The organism is Blautia sp. 1033sp1_1033st1_G9_1033SCRN_220408 (genome assembly GCF_040929965.1).
GTDB lineage: Bacteria > Bacillota > Clostridia > Lachnospirales > Lachnospiraceae > Blautia_A > Blautia_A ammoniilytica.
This window is the reverse complement of sequence record NZ_JBFKZO010000006.1, coordinates 15,355-38,409: the sequence shown is the minus strand read 5'-3', so window position 1 is coordinate 38,409 and position 23,055 is coordinate 15,355. Positions and strand designations below refer to the sequence as shown.

The following is a 23,055-nucleotide window of genomic DNA, read 5'->3' as shown; positions in this document are numbered from 1 at the left end:
CGGGATGGAACAGCTGAAAAATATGGAGATCATCCGGAAAGCATTTGCATATCTGAAGGAAGATGATGACCGTACCCTTAAGGAGCTTCTGGAATTGGTACAGATTCCGGCTCCCTCCGGTTTTGAGCAGGACCGGGCAGTCTGCATTATGGATAAGATGGAGAGGATAGGTCTGGACAATGTTGGTCTGGACCGGGTGGGCAATGTATTTGGCACCATTAAGGGGACTGGTAAAGGACCGGTGGTGATGATAGCAGCCCATACAGATACGGTATTTCCACAAGGCACTGACCTGACCATCAAAAAAGAAGGAACCCGGTATACATGTCCTGGGATCAATGATGATACAAGAGCTATTGCAGAGATCCTCAGCGTGGCCAGGGCTATGAAGGCTCTGGATATCCATGGGGAAGGAGATATTATCTTCTGCGCCAATGTATGCGAGGAAGGTCTGGGCGACCTGAAAGGTGTAAAATACATTTTCAGGGATCCACATGCCTGTGATGGTTTTATCACGGTAGATAATGTGGTTCCCGGTGGGATCATCCATACTGCCACCGGAAGCGAACGATATCTGGTAACATTTGCAGGACCGGGCGGTCACAGCTTCAGTGATTTCGGACTTCCCAATCCTGTTCACGCAATGGGAAGGGCCATCAGCCGGATCGCAGATTTTCAGGTAAAAAAGCTGCCTAAGACCACATTTAATGTAGGCGTTGTGGAGGGAGGTACTTCTGTAAACAGTATTCCTGAGAGATGCTCTATGCTGGTGGATCTGCGATCTGACAGTGCAGAAGAATTATCTGCATTGTCCGCACAGTTTAAGCAGGTGACAGAAGATGCTGTCAGCCAGGAAAATGCCCGGTGGGATACAAAAGAGAAGGTAACAGTGATCTTTGAGGAAAAAGGAAGACGTCCGGCAGGGGCTCAGAAGCCGGATGAGCTGATTGTCCGGGCAGCCTGGGATGCTACGAGTGCTGTTGGCTATACGCCGGTATTTCATGATGCATCCAGTACAGATGCCAATATTCCTATTTCCCTGGGGATTCCTGCAGTGGCACTGGGCCGTGCAGGAGATGGGGGAGATACCCATACGGTTCACGAATGGTTTCAGCCTGAGGGGGCTTGGCGGGCACCCCAGAAGGAACTGTTGCTTGTTCTGGCACTTTCCGGTTTTCAGGGATATAGGAAGTATCAGCTTCCGATAAGACACGCATAATTTGGGGGCGAGTCCCAAGGTCTTTCATCCACTTATGAGCAAGCTCAGGTGGATTTAGACCTTTTGATCCTGTCCTCATCATATAGATCAGAAATCTTGTAATCCTGTTTGTAAGTAAAAATAGCTTGCAGACAGGATTTTTTGTGCAGATTGTATAATGCAAATTCCGGATTATTGGTTGAAAAATGAATTTTATACCATTATAATGAATGTAACTAACCTGTTAAGTGAAAATATGCTCAAAGAGCGAATAACTATCAACAGCATAACTGGATCAACTGCAGGACAGTGATTTGATTATGTGCAAGCAGCGAAGCGGATGGCGGATATCCGCTTGACAAGAAAAGGAGGATGTGCATGAGACATAAGGAAGTATGGAAGCGTCTGGGCGCATGGACACTGGCCTTTTCCATGGTGGCAGGAAGCTGCCCATCTATGGCATTGGCTGAAGAAGCGGATCAGCAGATCGTGGATGTGGAGGAGTTGTCCGATCAGGAGCAGGCAGGAGAGGTATCACAGGCAGAAGAGATGCCTTCTGGGGAAACATCTGTAGAGGATGTGGAGGACGTGCCGGAGGATTCGTTTACGGCAGATGAGAGTACAGAGGAGCCGGCAGAGTTTACCTGTGAAGAGGTAGAGGATGTGGATCTTCTCAGTGATAATGCAGGAGAACCGGCAGAGGGAGAGAACCCGGCAGAAGGAGAAGAGCCAGATGACGGAGGCTCTGTCCACTATGAGCTGTATGCGGAATATGAAAGTGGAGACTGGCATATGTTTCCAGGCAGTGAGATGAAGATTTTCACATCTGTTTCTGAATGGTATGATGATAATGAAGGCGATGGCGGTGATGGAGAAGTCATCAATCTTGCGGAAACAGAACCTGACGTGGATACAGGAAATGGTGATACAGGAAATGGAGACGCAGGGAATGGTGATGGAGAGAATGCCATAGAATATGAGCTGGAGCTTTATAACGGTCTGGAAGACGGCACTCCATATGACAGCAGTCTGATTGATGTTACCATTAATCCTGAGGATAATTCTTTGCTTGTGAAAGCAAAAGAGGGTGCGGATGGTGGAACGGATATCTGCATCCAGGCAGTTACCGGCACCGGAGAGGAGAAAAGAACTCTGGCAACGAATCAGGTCTGGGTGGAGGTAAGATCTGCATATGATGTGCTTGCACCACAGAAGCTGCTGGACGATAACAGTGAATTAGGGGCAGGTAAGCAGCTGTATCTGTCTGGACTTAAGGTACTGCATTATACAGTTGGGGCAGAAGTACCCCAAGTACGGGAGGATGTACGTTTCCGACTGGGTGAGCTGGATGAGAAGCCGGATGAGAATATGTGGTATGTGAAGAAAGATGTAAGTGAGGGTGCGACAGATTTTCCTATAGTATACCGCAAGACAGCTGATCATGCAGATCTTTACATCGCGGCAGAGGCAAAGAATGATGCTGGTGAGTGGGAAGAAATCTGCGGCAGGAATTATAGTTTTGATGGTTTGGATTATGGGGTATGGCTCGAGGACAAGACCCTGCGAGGTGGAAACGATAGTACTTATGTATTTGACAATGAGGAACAGTATTGGGTAGAGCTTAATACCGAAAATCTGAAAGATAAAGACGGTTATGAGATCCGCTGGACAGTTGGCAAAAGGACAGAGGACGATGCGTCGTTTACTCCTTGCATTGGCACTGATCAGAATGCTTTCTGGACACCAGATGGTGACCATAATATGCTCTATATTGATGGCACTAGGTTTGCAAAAGAATACCAGAATCTGGAACAGGATTGGTGGTATGTGATTCGCGTAGAAGTTGTAGGATACCTTTATGCAGGAAATGAGATGCCAGTGGAAGAACTCATACTGTATACAGATGAAACAAATTTGGATCTTGCAGAATCTCGGTATGAGTACCATTTTGAGAATGACTATAGATCCATTCTTGTGGATCAGAATATCTGGATCAATAATCAGGGAGACTGCTATATAGAGGATGGCTCTAATCCTTATGGAGGTGATGGAACCTTCAGGATCACCGGTGTTGAACTGAAAGGCAATGACGATATTTTTGAAGTGACAGAACATGACGGTGGATGGAATCTTTATGCTAATCGTCCGGGTCGGGTAAAAGCGCTGATTTCCTATCTGGATTGTCAGGAAACCGAACAGGTACACGAGACAGAATTCTATGTAGAAAAGGATCTGTACAACCTGGATATTGCTTATCCTAATGATAATAATTCCATCCTTCCGGGAAATACTATGGAGCTTCCTGTAACACTGCATCATGAGTGGAGACACAGCGATGAAGAGATGGGCGGCGAAGACATTGAGGACTTCTCTCTGGAACTGCTTCAGGATGAAGATGGAGATCTGTATGATCCGGAGCTTCTGAAGGATGTTTCCTTTATCCAGAAGGATGGTAAAACATACCTTTATGTAGAGAGCACTGATGGCGAAGACCGAGGTGAGGCTTCCATCCGCATCCGGGCCTCCGTAAAGACAGATCAGGATGAACTCGTGCCTGTTGCTGAGAATGAGTTCTATTTTGAAGTGTGTGATGAATACGATTTTGTATCTGTAGCAGAAGAAGTTCCCAATATTCCAGTTGGCGGTACTCTGGATCTGAACAGTCTGGGGATCTCCACACAGCATGTAAAAGGTGATCAGGTAACAACAAGAGAAGATGTTGAATACACCTGGGAGGTTGACTGGAATCTTTGGTCCGCAAAATCTCCGGTGGGCAGAATATTCCCATGGTTTACCAGGATTGGGACTGATGGCACCAATGTGACGGTTATTGCGAACATCAGGAATGAAGATGGTCAGCTGGAGGAGATCGGCCGCAGGAATTTCTGGTTTGACGAGCTTGATTATTCCGTATGGTTCGAGAATCTTCGCGAGGAGGGCGGCACCTATGTATTCAACAACGAAGAGGATTATGTACTTCAGCTTAACACAGAGAACCTGAAGGATAAAGGTGAGGCACTTTACCGGATCGACTGGGAAGTAGGCACCCGGTCTGAAAACGATGGGGATCAGCTGGGAACGATCGATGCCGGATTCTGGAAAGTGGATGCAGAAGATGCTTCTAAGCTTCATGTGACTGGAAAGATTCTGTCAGAGATCCAGAAGAGTCTGCCGGATGGACAGTGGATCGAGATTCGTGTACATGTAAGAGCAGGAGCACCTGGAACAGATGGTACAGAGGTATTTGAGCAGAGAACAGGCATATACTCAAGATATGCCATAGAGGATTATCAGTATCCTAGCTATGGTACTCAGATGTTTAAGGGAAATCGTTTCTGGTTTAGCAAGGATTTCAATTGCTATGTGGAAAACAGTGAGCATCCGTATGGCGAACCTGTTCCTTGCAAGATCAAAAGAATAGTAGAGATAGAGAGTCTGGAGGAGGACGATCCTGAGCCATCCGTATCCTACGAAGAAAAGGATGACGGTTATCTCTTTACAGGAGTCAAGTACGGCGGTACCAGGGTGACAGTTGCCTATGATGATATTCACGGTGACGAGCAGACACATACCTTTGATATCTGGGTGAATGACACCATTTATTCACTGGAAGCTGAGTTTGAAACAGGCTGGCAGATGCTGAAAGGAGAAAGCCAGAATATCAGCTTCAAGGTGTACAAAGAAGTACAGGGCGAAGATGGTAATACTGAGAAAACAGAGGTACCTTCCAATGAATATTATATAGAGATGGACGAAGATTATCCTAGAAATCTTGCCTCTATAGAAATGGGCGATAATAAAGCAGTTGTGCAGGCAACAAAGAGCGAAGATGAAGGTCAATTTGGTATTGGCTTCAGGGCTATATCCAAGGCAACACATTTTGATGAGGTGGATCAAAAAGACTATCCGGACTGGGATGCTTATACTGATATCAACATTTCTGTAAGAAATCTGCATTACAATGTACAGCTGGAAGGCTGGGATAACAATGGTGATGCAGGTACTAAAGTAGGTTCTGTGGTAGATCTGAACCAGTATAATCCTACGGTTGAGTATGCAGGCATTGATCCTGAAACCGGCGAAAAGTTCACAGGCACACTGGATAATAAAAATGTTCGCTGGCGTGTGGAATATGATAGGGAGAAATGGGAAAGAACACCTGCTACTGCAGAGCAAGATATCCCGGCATTGGTACGTATATCAGGCACTGAAACTCAGATCGTACTGGTAGCACAGGAACTTCATAGTGACCGATATGGTAATGAATTCTGGGAAGATGTAGCAGAAGAAGAGATTTATTTCGACCGTATCTTAAACAAGGATCAGGATGTAACGATCTCTGAGCTGAGAGATCCGGAGTTTAGCAATAGCTGGATCTATAACAATGAGATTTGCATGCTGAATATTAAGATTCGGATGCCGGAGACGGCACCTACAGATAAGTTACCGGAAATTATCTGGAGTCTGTATGGATATCGAGGCGACGAAAAAATCATGATTCCTGGAGATAATTATGCAGTAAGTGAAGATGGCACCATGCTCACTCTCTATGGCGCAAAGCTGTGGAAAATCTATCAGGAATTGGGTATGCCGGGTGCTCTTTGGGTTCAAGCCGAAGTGAAGATGGGTGATGAACGGATCGGCGTGGATGAGGCTGCTGTTTTTGTAAGACAGTCAGAGGAAGCATGTGATCATCAGTGGAAAGATGAGACTGTTACCAATCCTACCTGTGGTGTAGACGGATTCAGTGTACAGCGTTGTGAGATCTGCGGAGATACAAGGGATCAGGTGCTTCCTGCAACAGGAGCACATACCTGGGGCGAATGGACAGTAACAAAGGCAGCTACCTGCACTGTAGCAGGAGTAAAAGAAGCAAAATGTGCAGTATGCAGTGCTACAAAGACAGAAGCGATCCCTGCAACAGGAGCACATACCTGGGGCCAGTGGGTAGTAACAAAGGCAGCAACCTGTACAGAGGCAGGAGTAAAAGAAGCAAAATGTGCAGTATGCGGCGGCACAAAGACAGAAGTGATCCCTGCAACAGGCGTACATACCTGGGGCCAGTGGACAGTGACCAAAGAGGCTACTTATGTGGATGCTGGTGAGCAGACAAGAGCCTGCAGCGTTTGTGGCGCAGCTGAAAAAGCACAGACAGAGCCTTATGTTCTTCCAATCAAGAGAAACCAGAAAGTATCTCTGGTGATCCCGTTGGCATCAAAAGATAGTATCAAGTCTGTGGCTTCTTCCAATAAGAAGATCGTAGCAGTTAAGAAGCTGAAAAAGAACACCATTCAGCTGAAGGCTTCCAAGAAGTCAACCGGAAAGGTAGTTATCACCATTGTAACAGCGAAGAAACAGAAGAAGACCATTCAGGTGAATGTACAGAAAGGCAGTGTAGCTGCATGGTCACTTACCGGTGTACCAGAAAAAGTGACACTGAAGCTGAAACCGCAGAAAAAGAAAGTTTATCAGCTGAAACCAGTTGTAACACCTGTTACCTGCAAGACAATGGTAACTTACAGTTCTTCTAATAAAAAAGTGGCAACTGTAAGCAAGACTGGAAAGATCACTGCAAAGAAAGCGGGAACAGCTGTGATCACTGTAAAGGTTGGCAAGAAGATCAGTGCCAAGTGTATTGTTACAGTAAAAAAGAAATAATTATGAGGCAAGGGATCACACCTGCAGCAAAGCCGCAGACAGATCCATGATATGCAAACAAACAGGGGACTGCAGATGCAGTCCCCTGTAATTCTATAAGGATATAAAGTGATTATTCAAAAAAGCAGCTGTTTGCGTATAGGACAGCCCATTGTAAAGAAAGATCAATGAGATAATGCTTTCTTTTTCTTCAGGATCACCCAGATCAAAATGGCAAAAAACATAATAAATAAAACAGAACAGGACAACAGATAATTAAGGGATGCACCCATGATCCCTAGCTTCTGTACCATAGCCTTTGCCGGGAGAATGGTGATCAGGGCAGTCAGTGCATATACCGGAAGGATGCAGCCTCCTTTACGGATGGCAATCAGGATATTGTAGATCATGTACACCTCAGCACCGATACCGCCGCCTATGAGAAGTACGATAAAGTGAAGCTTATAGGGAGAAAGATCTACTCCATAGATCAGCTCCAGCAAAGTCCTTCCAAGCAGATGCCCGGCAATGACGATACCACCACAGCAAAGGAAGATGATCCCGATGATACGGGCTACGTACAGAACAAATTTCTTCAGATCATTATCCCACCATAGTCCTGCAATAGTGGTGATCATAGGCTTGAATACAAATTCGCACATCAGCGTGATCACAAAAGAGGGCATAAATAAAATGCTGTAATAGGTCTGATATTCATCTGTCATTACATTGGACATGGCATACTTGGGTACATTGTAAAGCAGCAGGGAAAGAAAGGTACCTGCAAACAGCGGGGTACACATTTTCAGTAATTCCAGTACATGGGAGAACTGAAAGCTTCGTTTCGGCTGCCGGGAGGAAATATGCCGCACAGCCCAGGAATTTACCAGAAGACACAGCATCAGGGATGTAATGGCTGTTGCACCACAGGTCAGATAAAGATTCCTGGTGAAATAAAGTAGCAGAGTAAAGAAAACTGCGGAGTATACATTACGCACAGCCAGCATTTTCCCCATAAGCTCTACATGGTAGTTCTGCTGCAGATTGCCGTGAAATACATCCTCTACTGCATCGATCATCTTCATCATGATAACAAAAATGCTGATGGCAATGTATTCTCCTGAAAAGCTGTAGGCGCTGTAAATGACACCAAAAAGCATCATGGCAGCACAGGAAAATACACGGGACACTTTGTATTCAGAAAAAAGATATTTGTGATCCAGGTCAGTGGCCTGGAAGGTACGCATCCCATATCGGCCGACCTGGAGGAGCAGCTGTGCTGTAGCATAGCTAAGGGAGAAAAAACCGGCAAGTTCTACACCACATAGTCTGGTAACGATCAGCAGGTAAAGAAAGGAAGATGCTGAATAGCAGGTACTTCCGATCATATTCCACAAAAAGGCTTTTTTAACATTTTTTTCTTGATTCACGTATTCGATGGTAAGTCACATTCCTTTCCGGATATTTCTATTTGTAAGTCATGATTATTCTCGGTCTTTGCATTATTGTAAGTCATAATACTTCTCACTTATTTCTTTCTTACAAGAAGGGTTTTATACATTTTTCCAGCGAAACCGTAAAGACCGGTTTTGCGTAAAAACGGAGTAACCTTGCGGATCACTTTTGTAAGGAAGGAGCCTTGCATATATTTACGCATTATCATTTCCTTGTCGTTGCTTTCGGTATATTCATGCCAGAATGCAGCCTGCTTTGCAGGCGGTTTCGCAGAATATTCCAGATGAGGCTGCCAGCTGGCTTTTTTGGAAACAGACTGGTAATCTGCCTCTCCCTTTAGCTGATCAAACAGCTTTTGGCCTTTGGGAGTGTTTACAAGTACCAAATTCACGCCGCCTTCCACATCAAAGGTAACGCCTGCGTTTTCCACATTCCAGAAATCTCCAAGGGTAAAGTCACCTGGCCGCTTATAGCTGGTATAATGACAATGGAAGCAGGAAGGGCGGTTTCCATAAAGGCTGAGGAAGAAACGGTTGAAGGAAAAGTTCTCCATAACGCTTTCCAGATTGCCCTTTTCAAGGGTTACATCCATGACCTGCTTTTTCCAGGAAACCCGCTTGCTGCGCATGTTGATCCCTGTGATCCGGTCATCCTTTGCAATATATTTTTCTTTCAGAATTTTAAGATAATCCTTCCATAGCATCCGGCTTGGAACACCGTGACAGATATTGTCACAGGTATACAGGTTATCTGTAGGAATATGCCTGGTACGAAGGAATTTTTGAACGCCTGCGATCTGACAGGGAGTGCCGGTCAGCAGTACAGTTTTTCCAGATTTCAGATCCTGTGACAGGGAAACGTAAACTTCAGATAGGTCACTTTCTACATATTTGGAAGTGCAGAAAGCAGATGCCTCTTCCATGGACTGTGCCCGCATGTGAAGAACCTTATAATCCTTGTCAAAGGCAACTCCGTATACTACTCCATTCTGGGAAATGACCCACTTGGCCAGCAGTGTAAACATGCCGCCGGATGAACTTCCTTTCAGAATCTGGGGATCCCGGTTACGAAGTGCATAAATATCCGGGGAGGCATCCACACCTGTGAAAGTGTCTTCCATAGGACAGACTTTTTGACAAAGGCCACAATTTACGCATTTGGTCTCATCTACGATAGGATAATAAAAACCACATTTATCGTGCTTCATTGTAATGGCAGATTTGCCGCAAATGTTGGCACAGGCCATACACCCGCAGCAATCGCTTTTTTTTAGATTTTCGGTAAACATATTTGCAGATCAATCCTCCTGTTCCTTTACCAGGCTGCGAAGCTGTGCCAGGGATTCTTTACGGAATCGGGCGATCTCTTCATTGGCAAAGGTAAAATCAATAGGCTGGGTAAGCTCTTCATCACTTACGTTTTCGATGGTACGGTGGGAAAGGCCAACCATTTTCAGTAGCTGCTGTACCCTGCGGTTCATATGATGGCCATTGACCATGGCAAAAAAGTTGCGGTTAAAAAGCAGGGAATAAACCACACCGTGGAAAGAGTCAGAAACTACATATTCTGCGTTTTTGAAAAGCCCCATCCACTGGGCAGGGCCAATGGCGATCTTGCAGCTGCAGTTCATAAGGCCTACAAGTGGGAAAGGAATATAAACCACACGCAGGCCGGTTTTCTTTTTCAGGCGGCGCACAAAGTCCACCAGTTCTTTGTTGATCCCAAGCTGATAAACCAGGATATATTTGCTTTTACGTCGGGGCTCTTTTAATAAAGGTGTCCATTCGTCTGCTGTAAGAAGCAGGGTAGGGTCGCAGGTAATGCCAGGACGGCTGCCGGTGAGGCTCTCCACAATATCGGCACCATAATCCTCACGTACCAGAATCTGATCAAAATCTTTCAGCAGGGAGCTGTATTTCTTACGGTACTGTTCCGGTGGCTCATGCTCACCGATGCTAGCTGCATAGCTACATTTTTTCTTGCCTTTTTTTACAAAATCAAGGAAATAAGTTGTGTCGAAATTGGTCAGCTTATAGTCCCAGATCTGGTCACTGCCTGCAATGTAAATATCGTATTTGCCTGCCACAGCACCCATATTGCCTCTGGAAACCGGCTGGCTGTAGCGCATGTGCTTCCGGAATAGGTTGCACTGCCTCCGTCTAGGGATATAGCAGATGTGTCCGATGGCACCGTAAATATAATTGAAAAGTCCTTTTTTCTTAAGATTTACAAGACGGAAGGGATTGCTGATATAGTCGCAGCGGTAATCAATAATCTCTGGATAAGTGCCCATTTCTTTAAGCTTTCGCTGAAGGGCATAACTTTGGAGAATCGCCCCGTAATTGTCATAATCGTGGAATGTGATCACGCCTACACGCTTTTTGTTCATGTTTTTCCTCCATAATCATACGGCCTGGCCCATCCAATATCCATGTATTCGCTCATGAAGGCATAGCTTATTTATGGCTGTTGTCCGGGATCTTCATAGTAAAAATTAAGAGGCTTTGCATGTATCAGCCTCTTCTTTTGTTTTCTTTAACTATAACATAAGAAAGAAAAAAGTAAATAACAATTCCTGGCACAGGGGAATTTTTTGTTACAGTGAATGAGGTGAACGGCGATGAATTTTTGTTTGCTATTTATCTCTGGTATGGTATACTGTCAACAGATATATCAGCTGGGAGTCAATCCCCAAGCTGATATAGCCTCCGGCAGGATTGCAGAGGTGTGCAGGAGAAGTATGTCATGCAATTGCATGACGCGCACCTCGCAGCAAGAATGCCGAGGCATTCTTGAATTTTTACAATGGAGGTTTTTTCATGGCAGATAAAATAGCAGTTCTGATTCCCTGCTATAATGAAAGCAAATCTGTAGGGAAAGTTGTGCAGGATATGAAGGCTGCGCTTCCGGAAGCTACGATTTATGTATATGACAACAATTCTACAGATGGTACAGACCAGATAGCCCGTAAGGCTGGGGCAGTAGTGCGTTATGAACATCAGCAGGGTAAGGGCAATGTGATCCGCAGTATGTTCAGGGATATCGACGCTCAGTGTTATCTGATGGTGGATGGAGATGATACTTATCCGGCAGAGTATGCCAGAGAGATGTGTGACAAGGTGCTGAATGAAGGGACGGATATGGTGGTTGGAGACCGGCTTTCTTCCACATATTTTACTGAGAACAAGCGCCCATTCCATAATTTTGGCAATAGCATTGTGCGTGGAAGCATTAACCGTTTATTCCACAGTGGGATCAAGGATATTATGACTGGCTACCGGGCAATGAGTTACCAGTTTGTTAAGACATATCCGGTTCTTTCCAAGAATTTTGAGATCGAGACAGAGATGACGATCCATGCCATTGACAAGAATATGCAGGTTGATAATGTGATCGTTGATTACCGTGACCGTCAAGAGGGCAGCGAGTCCAAGCTGAATACATATACAGACGGATTTAAGGTGATCCGTACCATTATCCGTATGTATAAGGATTACAGGCCAATGCAGTTCTTTTCGTTGATTGCAGCCATTTTATTTGTTCTTGGTACCGGCTTTTTTATCCCTATCTTTATGAAATATTTAAACATGGGGGTTGTGACTAAGATTCCAAGCCTGATCGTGATCTGTTTTGTGATCCTGTCTGCGATCATCTGTCTGTTTTCAGGGATTATTTTATCTACCCTGGTGCAGCAGCACAAACAGAATTTTGAATTTCAGCTGCAGGAAGTGAATATGCAGTACAAACGTCTTTTTCCGGAAGGATAAAAACTGGGAAAACCTCACTTGACAAAAAGTGGGGTTTTCGTTATAATACAGAAATTGTGAATACACTGGGCTTTTTGTACCCTTTTTTATCTTGAAAAATACAGAAAAACAGTGAACAGACAATGAATGTAATAACCGGAGTGGCATAGATTATAAGAATAACAACGTATTATCCGGATTGAAAGGAAGTAAGGCAGATGGAAGAAAAGAAGAACTTACTAACTTATGCGGGACTTAAAAAACTGGAAGAAGAGCTGCATGATTTAAAGGTAGTAAAAAGAAAAGAAGTTGCGGGTAAGATTAAAGAGGCCAGAGAGCAGGGTGACCTGTCTGAGAATGCAGAGTACGATGCTGCAAAGGATGAGCAGAGAGATATTGAGGCACGTATCGAAGAGATCGAGAAGATCCTGAAGAATGCAGAGGTTGTTGTTGAGGATGAGGTAGACCTTGACAAGATTAATGTAGGCTGTAAGGTAAAGGTTCATGATTATGAATTTGAAGAAGACATTGAGCTGAAAATCGTTGGCTCTACAGAGGCTAACAGCCTTCAGGGCAAGATTTCCAATGAGTCTCCAGTAGGTAAAGCACTGATCGGTGCGCATACAGGAGATGTGGTTGAGGTAGAGATGCCCTCAGGTATTATGAAATACAAGGTTCTTGAGATTCAGAGAAACGTATAACACTTTATCTGCCGTTCAGAGGCGCAAGGCCCATGGGCGGCAGAAATTTTTAAGAAGATAGGGAGGCACGAAAGTGGCAGAGCAGAAGAAGCAGGAACAAGATTTAAACCAGCTGCTGAAGGTCCGCAGGGAGAAGCTTGCCGAACTGCAGGCAGAGGGAAAGGATCCTTTTAAAATCGTTAAATATGATGTGACACATCACAGCCAGGATATTAAGGATCAGTTTGAAGAACTGGAAGGAAAAGATGTAACAATTGCAGGACGTATGATGTCCAAGCGTGTAATGGGTAAGGCGTCCTTTTGCCATGTACAGGATCTGAAGGGCATGCTCCAGTCTTATGTGGCAAGAGACAGTATCGGAGAAGATGCGTACAAAGCATTCAAAAAGCTGGATGTAGGCGATATTATTGGTATTAAAGGCCAGGTATTCCGCACAAAGACCGGAGAGATCTCTATTCATGCTTCCGAGGTGACACTGCTTTCCAAGAGCCTTCAGGTCCTTCCGGAGAAATTCCACGGACTGACCAATACAGATACCCGTTATCGTCAGAGATATGTGGATCTGATCATGAATGCAGAGGTAAAGGATACATTTATCAAGCGTTCAAGGATCTTAAGTGCAGTTCGCCGTTATCTTGACGGACAGGGCTTTATGGAAGTAGAAACACCTATGTTGGTATCTAATGCCGGCGGTGCAGCTGCAAGACCTTTTGAGACTCATTTTAATGCACTGGATGAGGATTTCAAGCTTCGTATTTCACTGGAGCTTTATCTGAAGAGACTGATCGTAGGCGGTCTGGAAAGAGTTTATGAGATCGGCCGTGTATTCCGTAATGAGGGCCTGGATACCCGCCACAATCCGGAGTTCACACTGATGGAGCTTTATCAGGCATATACAGATTATCATGGCATGATGGATCTTACCGAGAATCTGTACCGTTATGTGGCACAGGAAGTTCTGGGTACTACCACCATCGTATACAATGGTGTGGAGATGGATCTGGGCAAGCCATTTGAGAGAATCACCATGGTAGACGCAGTTAAGAAGTATTCTGGTGTGGACTTTAATGAGATCCATACACTGGAAGAGGCAAGAGAAGCTGCAAGAGAGCATCATGTAGAGTTTGAGGAACGCCATAAGAAGGGTGACATCCTGAATCTGTTCTTTGAAGAGTATGTTGAGGAGCATTTGGTCCAGCCTACATTTGTTATGGATCATCCTATTGAGATTTCTCCTCTTACAAAGAAAAAACCGGAGAATCCGGATTATGTAGAACGTTTTGAGTTCTTCATGAATGGCTGGGAGATGGCAAATGCCTACTCCGAGCTGAATGATCCTATTGACCAGAGAGCACGTTTTGCTGCTCAGGAAGAGCTGTTCGCTCAGGGCGATGAGGAAGCCAATCATACAGATGAAGATTTCCTGAATGCATTGGAGATCGGTATGCCGCCTACAGGTGGTATCGGCTTCGGTATTGACCGTATGTGTATGCTCCTTACAGATTCCGCAGCTATTCGTGATGTGCTGCTGTTCCCCACAATGAAGTCACTGGACGCTGATAAGAAATCTGCGAAGTCAGAAAACAGCACTTCCACAGCAGCACCGGAGAAAGAAGAAGTTATCGACTTCTCCAAGGTAAAGGTAGAGCCTTTATTTGAGGAATTTGTTGATTTTGATACTTTCAGCAAGTCCGATTTCAGAGCTGTAAAGGTTAAAGCATGTGAAGCTGTTAAGAAATCCAAGAAGCTGTTACAGTTCACGCTGGATGACGGAACAGGCACAGATCGTACGATTTTAAGCGGTATTCACGCCTATTACGAGCCGGAAGAACTGGTTGGAAAGACACTGATCGCTATCACAAACCTGCCGCCAAGAGCTATGATGGGAATTGATTCTTGTGGAATGTTACTTAGTGCAATCCACGAGGAAGAGGGAGAAGAAAAGCTCCATCTTCTGATGGTTGATAACCACATCCCGGCTGGTGCAAAGCTGTACTAATCCAGAAAAAAGAGTTCGGTTTGGTAGTCATAGACGTCCAATCAGGAAAAGTGGTTCCACGGATTGACATGGAGCTACATGAAACGGCCTGGAGCTGTATAGATTGAAATAATGATGTATGGATTATAAGGAAACAGAATAGGGAGCTCTATGGATTCTTAACTGTTTGACTTATTTGTTTACAAGTAAAATATTGATTATTTTTGAGGAGCATTTTTCAAAAATAAAGTGTATAAAGGGACACTTCTCTTTTGGTAGAAATACCAATGGAAGGTGTCCTTTTTTTGTTGTCAGGCATAGCAATTATTCATTTTGGTGATATGCAGAAAATACATCCTTTCACGTACCTGCCAAATAAATTTCTGGAAACAAGGAGGAAGCCATGAAAAAACGAAAAACACCTGACTTGGAAAAATATCTGGAAGGAAAGAAACACAGATTTGTAAATTACACACAAGGAGCAAAGATTTATAAGATGTCCTACTGGCCTTTTGTCAGATTGGCAAAAAGAGCAGAAGCCAATTATCCGATTCGAAAGACAGCTATTGTGGATCTGAATATTCTGGATGATTTTTTAGAAGACAATCCTGAGGTTGTATCAGAATTAAAGAAGAGAAGGGGGAAGCGTTATGGGAAATAACCGAAGCAAGGTTCCGGATTTGGAAAAGCTTGTCAAAGGAGGGCGTAAGAAATTTGTCCGTTATGAGGAAGGGGCAATGCTTTATTCCATGGGAATCCATACATTTCAACAGTTAGCGAAAGATGCCAGAGCAGTATACCATGTCAAACGAATCGTGTTAGTTAATCTGGATCTTATTGATGAATATCTGGAAGCATTCCGTGATGAAGAATTTTGATGAAAGAATATAGGAGGAACAACATATGTGTAAAGTGATATCCATTACAAACCAGAAAGGCGGAGTCGGCAAGACCACCACAACCGTAAATTTAGGAATTGGCCTGGCAAGAGAAGGCAAAAAAGTGTTATTGATTGATGCAGATCCACAGGGAAGTCTGACAGCAAGTCTTGGATATGTAGAGCCCGATGAACTGGGAGTTACTTTGGCAACCATTATGACGAAAGTGATCAACGAAGATGAAATATCAGAGGAAGACGGTATTCTGCATCATCAGGAAAATGTAGATCTGCTTCCGGCCAATATTGAATTGTCAACTTTGGAAGTGACGATGGGAAATGTTATGAGCCGGGAGATGATCATGAAGGAATACATCGATACGATACGATCCCGATACGATTATATTTTGATCGATTGCTTACCTAGTCTTGGAATGATGACGATCAATGCATTGGTATCTTCGGATTCAGTTTTGATTCCGGTTCAGGCAGCCTATCTTCCAGTGAAGGGATTACAGCAGCTAATTAAAACAATTTCTATGGTGAAGAAAAGATTGAACCGGAGATTGACGATAGAAGGAATACTTTTAACTATGGTAGATTTCAGAACAAACTATGCGAAGGACATTGCAGCACTTGTGCAAGAAACTTATGGAAGCCAGATTGCGATTTTTAAAAATGTGATCCCAATGTCAGTAAAAGCGGCAGAGACAAGTGCAGAAGGAATCAGCATCTACACACACTGTCCGAAAGGTAAAGTATCTATGGCATATATGAATCTGACACAGGAGGTTATGAGTGATGAAAAATAGACCGGGTGAGAAAATTAAACTGGCAAGTCTTGATGAATTATTAGGTGTTGTTAATGAAGAATCAGCAATGGAGATTGAGATCAACAAAATCCATGCATTCAAGAATCATCCATTTAAGGTTCTTGATGATGAGAAGATGCAGGATCTGATTGAAAGTGTAAAGCTTAGTGGTGTACTGACACCGGTACTGCTTCGAGTGGACAGCAATGATGAATATGAAATGATCTCCGGTCATCGAAGATTACATGCAGCAAAAATGGCAGGACTTACTACCATCCCAGCTATCGTAAGAGAATTATCAGATGATGATGCCGTAATAGCGATGGTGGACGCCAACATCCAAAGGGAGGAGTTATTGCCGAGTGAGAAGGCATTTGCGTATCGAATGAAGTTGGAGGCAATGAAGAGAAAGGCGGGAAGGCCTAGCAAAGAAAATGCGGGACAAAATGTCCCGAATTTAACAACGGACATTATTGGTGAATCAGAAGGAATTAGTGGAAGACAAGTAAAAAGATTTATTCGTCTGACAGAGCTAATTCCAGAACTTCTTGATATGGTAGATAACAAAAAGCTGACTTTCACAGTTGGAGTAGATATTTCCTACATCGATAAAGAAATTCAGGAATGGATCTACGAGTATATTAAAGACACTGGCTTTATCAAACCACAGCAGATTACAGCTCTTAGAAATCAGCTGAATGAAGGTTCGGTTAATCAGGTGGGAATGCTAACGATTTTTAACAAATGTATGATGGTGAAGCCTCCATCAAGATCTATTACATTTTCAGAAAAGAAGCTGACGAAGTATTTTCCAGAGAGTTACAGTGCTGATGATATGGAACGGGTGATAGAATCCTTGCTGGAAAAATGGTCTCAAGAACAAAACGATTAAGTAAGAAACAGAAGAAGAAAAGAGACACAGAAGTTTAGAAAGAGGACTTCTGTACAGAAAACGAAAGGAGGAAGTTATGGATAAAAAGATGAAATTCAAATATTTTTACGGAACAGAAGCTGATCAGTTCAGCTTCTACCGTATACCAAAAGCATTATTTACAGACAGTTACTTTAAAGATTTATCAAGCGATGCTAAAATTTTATATGGACTGATGCTGGATCGTATGTCCCTGTCCATTAAAAATCAATGGTTTGATGAAAAAAACAGAGCATATATTTACTTTTCGATAGAAGATATTATGGAATTACTGAATTGTGGTCGAAATAAAGCGATCAAATCCATGCAGGAACTGGATGATGAAACAGGAATTGGTTTGATTGAGAAACGCAGACAGGGATTTGGAAAGGTGAACATTATCTACGTGAAAACCTTTATGCTGGAAAAAACGGAAGAGAAATCACTGGAGGATGAATTGAAGAAGTTTAAAAAACAAACTTCTGAGGAAAATGAGGAATCTACAGAAGTTTACAATTCAAACTTCATGAAGTCCCAAAATCAAACTTCTAGAAGTCCCGAAAATAAACTTCAAGAAGTTTACATTTCAAACCCTAATTATACTAATCTTAGTGATACTGAAATGAATTATAATAAATCTAATCAAATCGTATCTGCAGATGAGAATCGATCCGATGGCGATAATCCTACTGAGGAATATCAGGCTTATGAAAATTTGGTCAAAGAGACCGTTGATTATGAGTCACTGGAAGTAACCCATCATGACGATATGCGACAGGTTGATGAAATCGTGAACCTGATCGTAGAGACAGTGATGTGTAAAAACGACAAGATTTTGATTGCCAGCAACTGGTATCCGACAGCACTGGTGAAGAAAAAGTTTTTGATGCTGACTTATTCACACATAGAGTATGTCTTGCACTGTATGAGCGGGAATACAAGCAAAGTGAAGAACATCAAGAAATATTTACTGGCAGCTCTGTTTAATGCACCGTCCACGATGAACGGGTATTATCAGGCAGAGGTGAACCATGATATGCAGGACTGGTAAGATAGGAGGTACACATGTTTATTTTAAAACTTGCTGGGAAGATATTATTACTGCCGGTATGGCTGATCCTTTTTGTGATCGGCCTGGCAGTGAAAATGTCAGTACAGACTTATGCGGTTGTCAGGGGAATCCTGGGGTTTCTATTCACTTTGTTGATTATAGCGACTGCATACTGTTACCATGACTGGGTTCAGGTTGCATTCCTGTTGGTGCTGAGCACTATTCTGTATCTGATTCTGGTTGCAGGAGTGGTTGTAGATACTGTACTGGACATGACAAGAGAATCTATTATTGATTTTATTTTATCTTGAGGAGGATATGAAAATGAGTGAAAAAACTGATTTTATACAATTACCACCAATCAAAAAAGACACACCGTCCGAAGTGGTCTCAATGATCTGGCAATATTTGAAATTACCTGAGGAATCCAGAAAGAGAGTGACAGCAGATCTAATTGATGTGGATGAAAATTGTGAGAAGGAAGATTTTCAGATTCCGGATCTCTATGACATCGTTCCAAAAGAAGAAATTGCGGAATTTGAAGAAACTATGCGTAAAATTATAGCAGGAATTATCTCTCAGGCCAGCAGTGTTGCCACCTGGGTGTATGTGCAGAAATATGTGAAGCACAAAACTCTGGATGAAATGCTGCAAGAATGGAAAGGAGCAGGCCAGTTCATCATTGTCATGGATACCTGGTTCGAAAAATTGATGGCAGAATAATACGATAGTATGAATATGGAATCCCATGAATAGTAGTTTATACAAGCAAGAAATGAGGAGTAATTAAAACTCCTCATCTTGCATATTATAGAGCTTTACATCATAGCGTTTAGCCTGGTCATGAAAATAGTTTTGTATAAACCGATCAAATTGACCAGAACATCCCCAGTAAATACTTTCTATTTGTTTTAAATCAGAGAATACTGCTGACCAATGTTCATGCTCAATATCATTTAGGATACTTAGCGCATGCTGTTTATCATTATCATATATATCTTCTAATGTCATTCCTCTTGGAATGTACATATTATGATTATGAGCAGAATATTCATTAACTCTACCAATAAAAACATTTTTAGAAGGAAGTTCACTTTTAGACTGGCGAAGATTTTTTTCTTCCCGCAAGCATAGTTCATAAAAAAAAGTTGAGCATGCCATTCGATAATAACTTTCAGGAAATTTTGTATATAAATCGCTTGCAAGTAGTTTGTCCCAAAAATGAATTACTTTTTCGTATTCTGAATCTTCTTTTATTGCATAAACAAAATCATCAAATGCAAAATCACAAATATATACTTCTTCGTCAGACAGAAGATTTTCAACAGCTTTTTCTGATAGACCAGTTTTTTCACAGATATTTCTAACATCATAATTATCTGAAAAAATATCTGTTTTACCATATAGAAAATCCATTGACACATGAAAAACTAGACTATAAGCATACATATAATTGCTAGATACTTCCCATGGATTTTCCTTTAACATATCACGTTCAATATGCTTGGTTATTGCAGCAATATTTTTTGTCTTGTATTCGGAGTGTTTTTTGGGATAACCATTTGGAGCTACGTAATCATAGTAATCTTCGTAAAGGATATTTGCGAGTCTTGGTGCGTTGATTTTTGAAATGCATTTTTCTTTATCAGAGCAAATATCTATATAACGCTCATTAAGTAATTTATACATGGTGCGTTGGAAACCTTTTAAAGTACTGTATTCAGTTTCTTGGACCAACATAATATCTCCTTTCATTATAGACGACATATATGTCTATAAATGCTGATTGTATTATGAAAATAGACAATATATCGACAAGTAAGTATGCTATAGTTATAGCACAAAAGTAAATGAAAAACTAGATAGTTTTAGGAAAGGCGCATACCATGAGTATTAAAACTAAAAGACTAATCGATGAAAATCAAATTATTATGATTGATACTTGTTTTGCTATGAGTGAAGGATTTGCAGATTTTGTTGCGGAAATTGAGGAAGATTTATTGATATACAATAGAAAAATAGTTGTTAAAAGTATTGTAATGGCAGAACTTTATCGGCATATGGGGTCAAATGATGAACTTTTAAGGGCTAAAGCAACTAGAGCTGTTGATATTATCTGCATGAGAAGAAATATTTTTGAAATAGATGATAAACATATTACAGCAGAGGCTATTTTGAAAGGATTTGCGGATGTAGAATTCCTCACTGAATTTACTAAAAGCAGAATAAAATATAAAATGGCATTGCTTACGAACGATTACAAGTTAGGAAAAGATATCAATGAATTGAATAATCTTGAAAGTTGTTATGGAAAAAAAGTTGCGGTCTTTTGTTTGAATCGTAGTGGAAAATTAGAAGAGCGTCTTTATGAAATGGAAACTCCTACACTTGCTGAGGATATTGTTTCAGATTCTGTTTTTATAAAGAAAGAAGAAAATAAAAATTGGGTTCCGATGATTATATCTTCTGCTACATTTTTTATAGCTGGAATTGTGGCTGATAAATATGGGAAAAACATTACAAATAAGATTATAAAAGCAATTGCGTAGGAGGAATGAGTTATGAATGAGATGATTAAAAGAGATTGCGTTACAGATGTAATAAAAAATACAGACGTAAATATTTCACTTGAGGGATGGCCATGTACTGTTGCTACGATTGGAATTTGTGTAACAGTGGCATTTGTAGAGTGGTTAAAATATAATCAACCTGTTAAGAAGGTAGAAAAAGGAACCATCAATTTGGAAAGAAACGCTGCATAATTCATATATAATAGTTTTGAAATTTGCGTTGAAAGAAATAGACTAAAAAGATTACAATCAATAACGCCGGTGTAGGATTTTGATATCCAGTACCGGTGTTGTTGATTTCACAGGGGCTTGGGGGTGTAGCCACCAAATATACTATTCGTTTTCTGCTTCGGCAAGTTTGTTAAGGATCCACTCCCGATTGATAACAATGTCCTTATCATCTCGAAGATCCTTGAAATCATCGCAGTGTGAAGAAGCAAATTCATACATATTGTCAATGTCAACTGCACCAGTGATCTCACCCTTATTAATGATTACAAGAATATTTGTTCCATCGTCATCGACAGCAAAGCGCAGTTCATCAAATTCTTTATCAGGATCATTTTTGAGAATAGAATCTGTCGCAAGCAATTTAACAAGTTCCATTATCCTGTCATCCTTACCAGCATCAAAGATCTGGATCTTTTCAACGAGCTGATTTGCTGATGTCACAATCCGGTTTAAGTACTTTTTGGTACGAAAATCAGCCAAAGCATTTTTTTCATAAAATATTTCATATGTTTTCTCTACTTCTGATTCAGGAACCAGATAAATCATGACAAGATCTTCCATCTGGTGATAGAGTATAGGGTAGTTTAAACGGAAGGTCTCTCCACAGTTCGGGCAGGTATAAAGGAAAATAGATTGATTAAGTAGCTTCTCCTTCATTTCAGGATCCAGAACAGTATTAATGCTGTCCCAGACTTCAAAATTCCCATCATGATGGCAGGAAGGGCAGGTTATCTTTTCAATATGATATTTTGACATAAATGATCCCCCTTTCAGTGAGATACATCGATAGTTTTCTTATTATTGAATAATCTTATCTTTTATTATTTCGCCAGGAAATTGCTCTGTATCTCCATTGGCATATGATAAGCCTGGCCTCGTTTTGTCAGGCTGTATAATTTAAAGCTCATTAGTTCCGGAGTCGCATTCAATGAACTGCAGAGTCCGAAATAATCCAGGTCTTCGTTCTGAACCATCTCTTCAATGTCTTCATCTTCAATCAGTAGATCGGAAGCAAACAGATTGGCCTGGTATTCTGTATTATCCGTCATATTGTAGAGTGTATCATCTTGCATCGGAGCCATTTTCAGCTGGGAACGATGCAGGATGATATGTCCTAATTCATGGGCGGCAACGATCATCTTTTCTTCTTCTGAAAGGAAACTGCTGATCATGACATAGATTGTCTTGCAGCTCATAAAACAATATCCTTTCAGTGTCTTATATCTGGAAGTTTCCCCGACAACAATGTTCATCTGATCCATGATCTCAAAGGGATCCCTGGTGCCATATTTCTTGATTAATTTCTTTGTTTCTGTATATATGTAAGTGTTTCTCAAATAAATCACCTCAAAAGTAAAAAATAAAAAGGGCAGAAATATCCTTGTAACTATAAGGTAACAGATTAGGTGTACAATAATCCCGCCTTCTATTATTTTTCCTCTTGGTTTTTCAGATATTTTTTCGGTGTAAATTTCTTTGCACGTCTTTTGGAATCCAGATAAAGGCTCTGGATCTCATCCATAAAAGCTATTTTATCTTCGTCTGTCAGTGATCCACCAGCAAACATAGCTGCAGCCTGTTCCAGAATCTGCTGAGCCTGTTTGGCACCACGGTTACCAAACTGTTCGGATGCTTCTGTGATAAAAGCTTCATCCTCACTCATGAGATAAGAAACGTCACACTGTAATGCATCTGCCAGTTTCTGATACAGAACATTTTGTTTTGGAAAACGTCCTTCTACTTCCCAGGATCGAATGGTCCTATATGAAACACCAACCATACTGGCCAGTTCCTGCTGACTCATCTTTTTTTCTTTTCTTAATGATCTTACTTTTTCACCGAATGTCATAAACATACCTCTTTCTAAGCCTTGTCTTATAAGTTCCATT

21 protein-coding genes are annotated in these 23,055 nt (G+C 41.9%); 14 read left to right on the top strand and 7 right to left on the bottom strand.

Features of this window, described 5'->3' with window-relative positions:
* Positions 1 to 4: 4 nt before the first annotated feature.
* Entirely contained in the window at positions 5 to 1,219 is a 1,215-nt protein-coding gene (locus AB5916_RS06360; RefSeq protein WP_368189796.1) for a M20/M25/M40 family metallo-hydrolase, read from the top strand.
* Positions 1,220 to 1,576: 357 nt separating this feature from the next.
* Positions 1,577 to 6,856, top strand: a complete 5,280-nt coding sequence (locus tag AB5916_RS06355) for an Ig-like domain-containing protein (RefSeq protein ID WP_368189795.1) — start codon at positions 1,577 to 1,579, stop codon at positions 6,854 to 6,856.
* A 164-nt stretch (positions 6,857 to 7,020) separates the two neighbouring features.
* Here AB5916_RS06355 and AB5916_RS06350 read toward each other — a convergent pair whose 3' ends face one another.
* The 3 genes from AB5916_RS06350 to AB5916_RS06340 all read right to left on the bottom strand — a co-directional run bounded on the left by AB5916_RS06350 (position 7,021) and on the right by AB5916_RS06340 (position 10,679).
* Positions 7,021 to 8,265 (bottom strand): lipopolysaccharide biosynthesis protein, encoded by a 1,245-nt coding sequence (locus AB5916_RS06350; RefSeq protein WP_368189794.1) that lies wholly within the window; start codon positions 8,263 to 8,265, stop codon positions 7,021 to 7,023.
* 98 nt (positions 8,266 to 8,363) lie between these two features.
* Positions 8,364 to 9,578 (bottom strand): Coenzyme F420 hydrogenase/dehydrogenase, beta subunit C-terminal domain, encoded by a 1,215-nt coding sequence (locus AB5916_RS06345; protein ID WP_368189793.1) that lies wholly within the window; start codon positions 9,576 to 9,578, stop codon positions 8,364 to 8,366.
* 9 nt (positions 9,579 to 9,587) lie between these two features.
* Positions 9,588 to 10,679, bottom strand: a complete 1,092-nt coding sequence (locus AB5916_RS06340; RefSeq protein WP_368189791.1) for a polysaccharide pyruvyl transferase family protein — start codon at positions 10,677 to 10,679, stop codon at positions 9,588 to 9,590.
* Between the two features lie 430 nt (positions 10,680 to 11,109).
* On the opposite strand from AB5916_RS06340, the gene AB5916_RS06335 reads away from it, so the two are divergent.
* The 10 genes from AB5916_RS06335 to AB5916_RS06290 all read left to right on the top strand — a co-directional run bounded on the left by AB5916_RS06335 (position 11,110) and on the right by AB5916_RS06290 (position 19,088).
* Entirely contained in the window at positions 11,110 to 12,057 is a 948-nt protein-coding gene (locus tag AB5916_RS06335) for a glycosyltransferase family 2 protein (RefSeq protein ID WP_158422076.1), read from the top strand.
* Between the two features lie 197 nt (positions 12,058 to 12,254).
* Positions 12,255 to 12,737: a transcription elongation factor GreA gene (gene greA, locus AB5916_RS06330; protein WP_158422077.1), complete on the top strand. Its 483-nt coding sequence runs from the start codon at positions 12,255 to 12,257 to the stop codon at positions 12,735 to 12,737.
* 73 nt (positions 12,738 to 12,810) lie between these two features.
* Positions 12,811 to 14,736 carry a lysine--tRNA ligase gene (gene lysS, locus AB5916_RS06325; RefSeq protein ID WP_368189790.1) on the top strand — a complete coding sequence of 642 codons (1,926 nt, stop codon included), beginning with the start codon at positions 12,811 to 12,813 and terminating at the stop codon, positions 14,734 to 14,736.
* Between the two features lie 382 nt (positions 14,737 to 15,118).
* Positions 15,119 to 15,376 carry a DUF6462 family protein gene (locus tag AB5916_RS06320; protein ID WP_288937077.1) on the top strand — a complete coding sequence of 86 codons (258 nt, stop codon included), beginning with the start codon at positions 15,119 to 15,121 and terminating at the stop codon, positions 15,374 to 15,376.
* Positions 15,366 to 15,593, top strand: a complete 228-nt coding sequence (locus AB5916_RS06315; RefSeq protein ID WP_118519756.1) for a DUF6462 family protein — start codon at positions 15,366 to 15,368, stop codon at positions 15,591 to 15,593. Before AB5916_RS06320 ends, AB5916_RS06315 begins: the two co-directional genes overlap by 11 nt.
* A gap of 25 nt (positions 15,594 to 15,618) precedes the next feature.
* A complete protein-coding gene (locus AB5916_RS06310) occupies positions 15,619 to 16,404 on the top strand; it encodes a ParA family protein (protein WP_288937081.1) in 786 nt (261 codons plus the stop codon).
* On the top strand, positions 16,394 to 17,296 hold the full coding sequence (locus AB5916_RS06305) for a ParB/RepB/Spo0J family partition protein (RefSeq protein WP_343019472.1): 903 nt from the start codon (positions 16,394 to 16,396) through the stop codon (positions 17,294 to 17,296). The genes AB5916_RS06310 and AB5916_RS06305 overlap by 11 nt, the downstream gene beginning before the upstream one ends.
* A gap of 76 nt (positions 17,297 to 17,372) precedes the next feature.
* Positions 17,373 to 18,365 (top strand): DUF6017 domain-containing protein, encoded by a 993-nt coding sequence (locus AB5916_RS06300; protein WP_288937085.1) that lies wholly within the window; start codon positions 17,373 to 17,375, stop codon positions 18,363 to 18,365.
* A 14-nt stretch (positions 18,366 to 18,379) separates the two neighbouring features.
* Positions 18,380 to 18,676, top strand: coding sequence for a hypothetical protein (locus AB5916_RS06295; RefSeq protein WP_343019471.1), 297 nt, complete (start codon positions 18,380 to 18,382; stop codon positions 18,674 to 18,676).
* 7 nt (positions 18,677 to 18,683) lie between these two features.
* Positions 18,684 to 19,088 (top strand): hypothetical protein, encoded by a 405-nt coding sequence (locus AB5916_RS06290; protein WP_343019470.1) that lies wholly within the window; start codon positions 18,684 to 18,686, stop codon positions 19,086 to 19,088.
* Positions 19,089 to 19,151: 63 nt separating this feature from the next.
* Here the strand turns inward: AB5916_RS06290 and AB5916_RS06285 are convergent, their stop codons facing one another.
* On the bottom strand, positions 19,152 to 20,105 hold the full coding sequence (locus AB5916_RS06285) for a hypothetical protein (RefSeq protein ID WP_343019469.1): 954 nt from the start codon (positions 20,103 to 20,105) through the stop codon (positions 19,152 to 19,154).
* A gap of 146 nt (positions 20,106 to 20,251) precedes the next feature.
* Here AB5916_RS06285 and AB5916_RS06280 point away from each other — a divergent pair, with 146 nt between their 5' ends.
* Both AB5916_RS06280 and AB5916_RS06275 read left to right on the top strand, forming a co-directional pair.
* Positions 20,252 to 20,914 (top strand): hypothetical protein, encoded by a 663-nt coding sequence (locus AB5916_RS06280; RefSeq protein WP_343019468.1) that lies wholly within the window; start codon positions 20,252 to 20,254, stop codon positions 20,912 to 20,914.
* 12 nt (positions 20,915 to 20,926) lie between these two features.
* Positions 20,927 to 21,127, top strand: coding sequence for a hypothetical protein (locus AB5916_RS06275; RefSeq protein WP_343019467.1), 201 nt, complete (start codon positions 20,927 to 20,929; stop codon positions 21,125 to 21,127).
* Positions 21,128 to 21,268: 141 nt separating this feature from the next.
* On the opposite strand, the gene AB5916_RS06270 is transcribed toward AB5916_RS06275, so the two are convergent.
* From AB5916_RS06270 to AB5916_RS06260, 3 genes are all read right to left on the bottom strand, one after another.
* Positions 21,269 to 21,922: a CpXC domain-containing protein gene (locus AB5916_RS06270; protein ID WP_343019466.1), complete on the bottom strand. Its 654-nt coding sequence runs from the start codon at positions 21,920 to 21,922 to the stop codon at positions 21,269 to 21,271.
* Between the two features lie 65 nt (positions 21,923 to 21,987).
* Positions 21,988 to 22,512 (bottom strand): ImmA/IrrE family metallo-endopeptidase, encoded by a 525-nt coding sequence (locus AB5916_RS06265; protein WP_343019465.1) that lies wholly within the window; start codon positions 22,510 to 22,512, stop codon positions 21,988 to 21,990.
* An 83-nt stretch (positions 22,513 to 22,595) separates the two neighbouring features.
* Positions 22,596 to 23,054 carry a helix-turn-helix transcriptional regulator gene (locus AB5916_RS06260; protein ID WP_343019464.1) on the bottom strand — a complete coding sequence of 153 codons (459 nt, stop codon included), beginning with the start codon at positions 23,052 to 23,054 and terminating at the stop codon, positions 22,596 to 22,598.
* Between the last annotated feature and the right edge of the window lies 1 nt (position 23,055).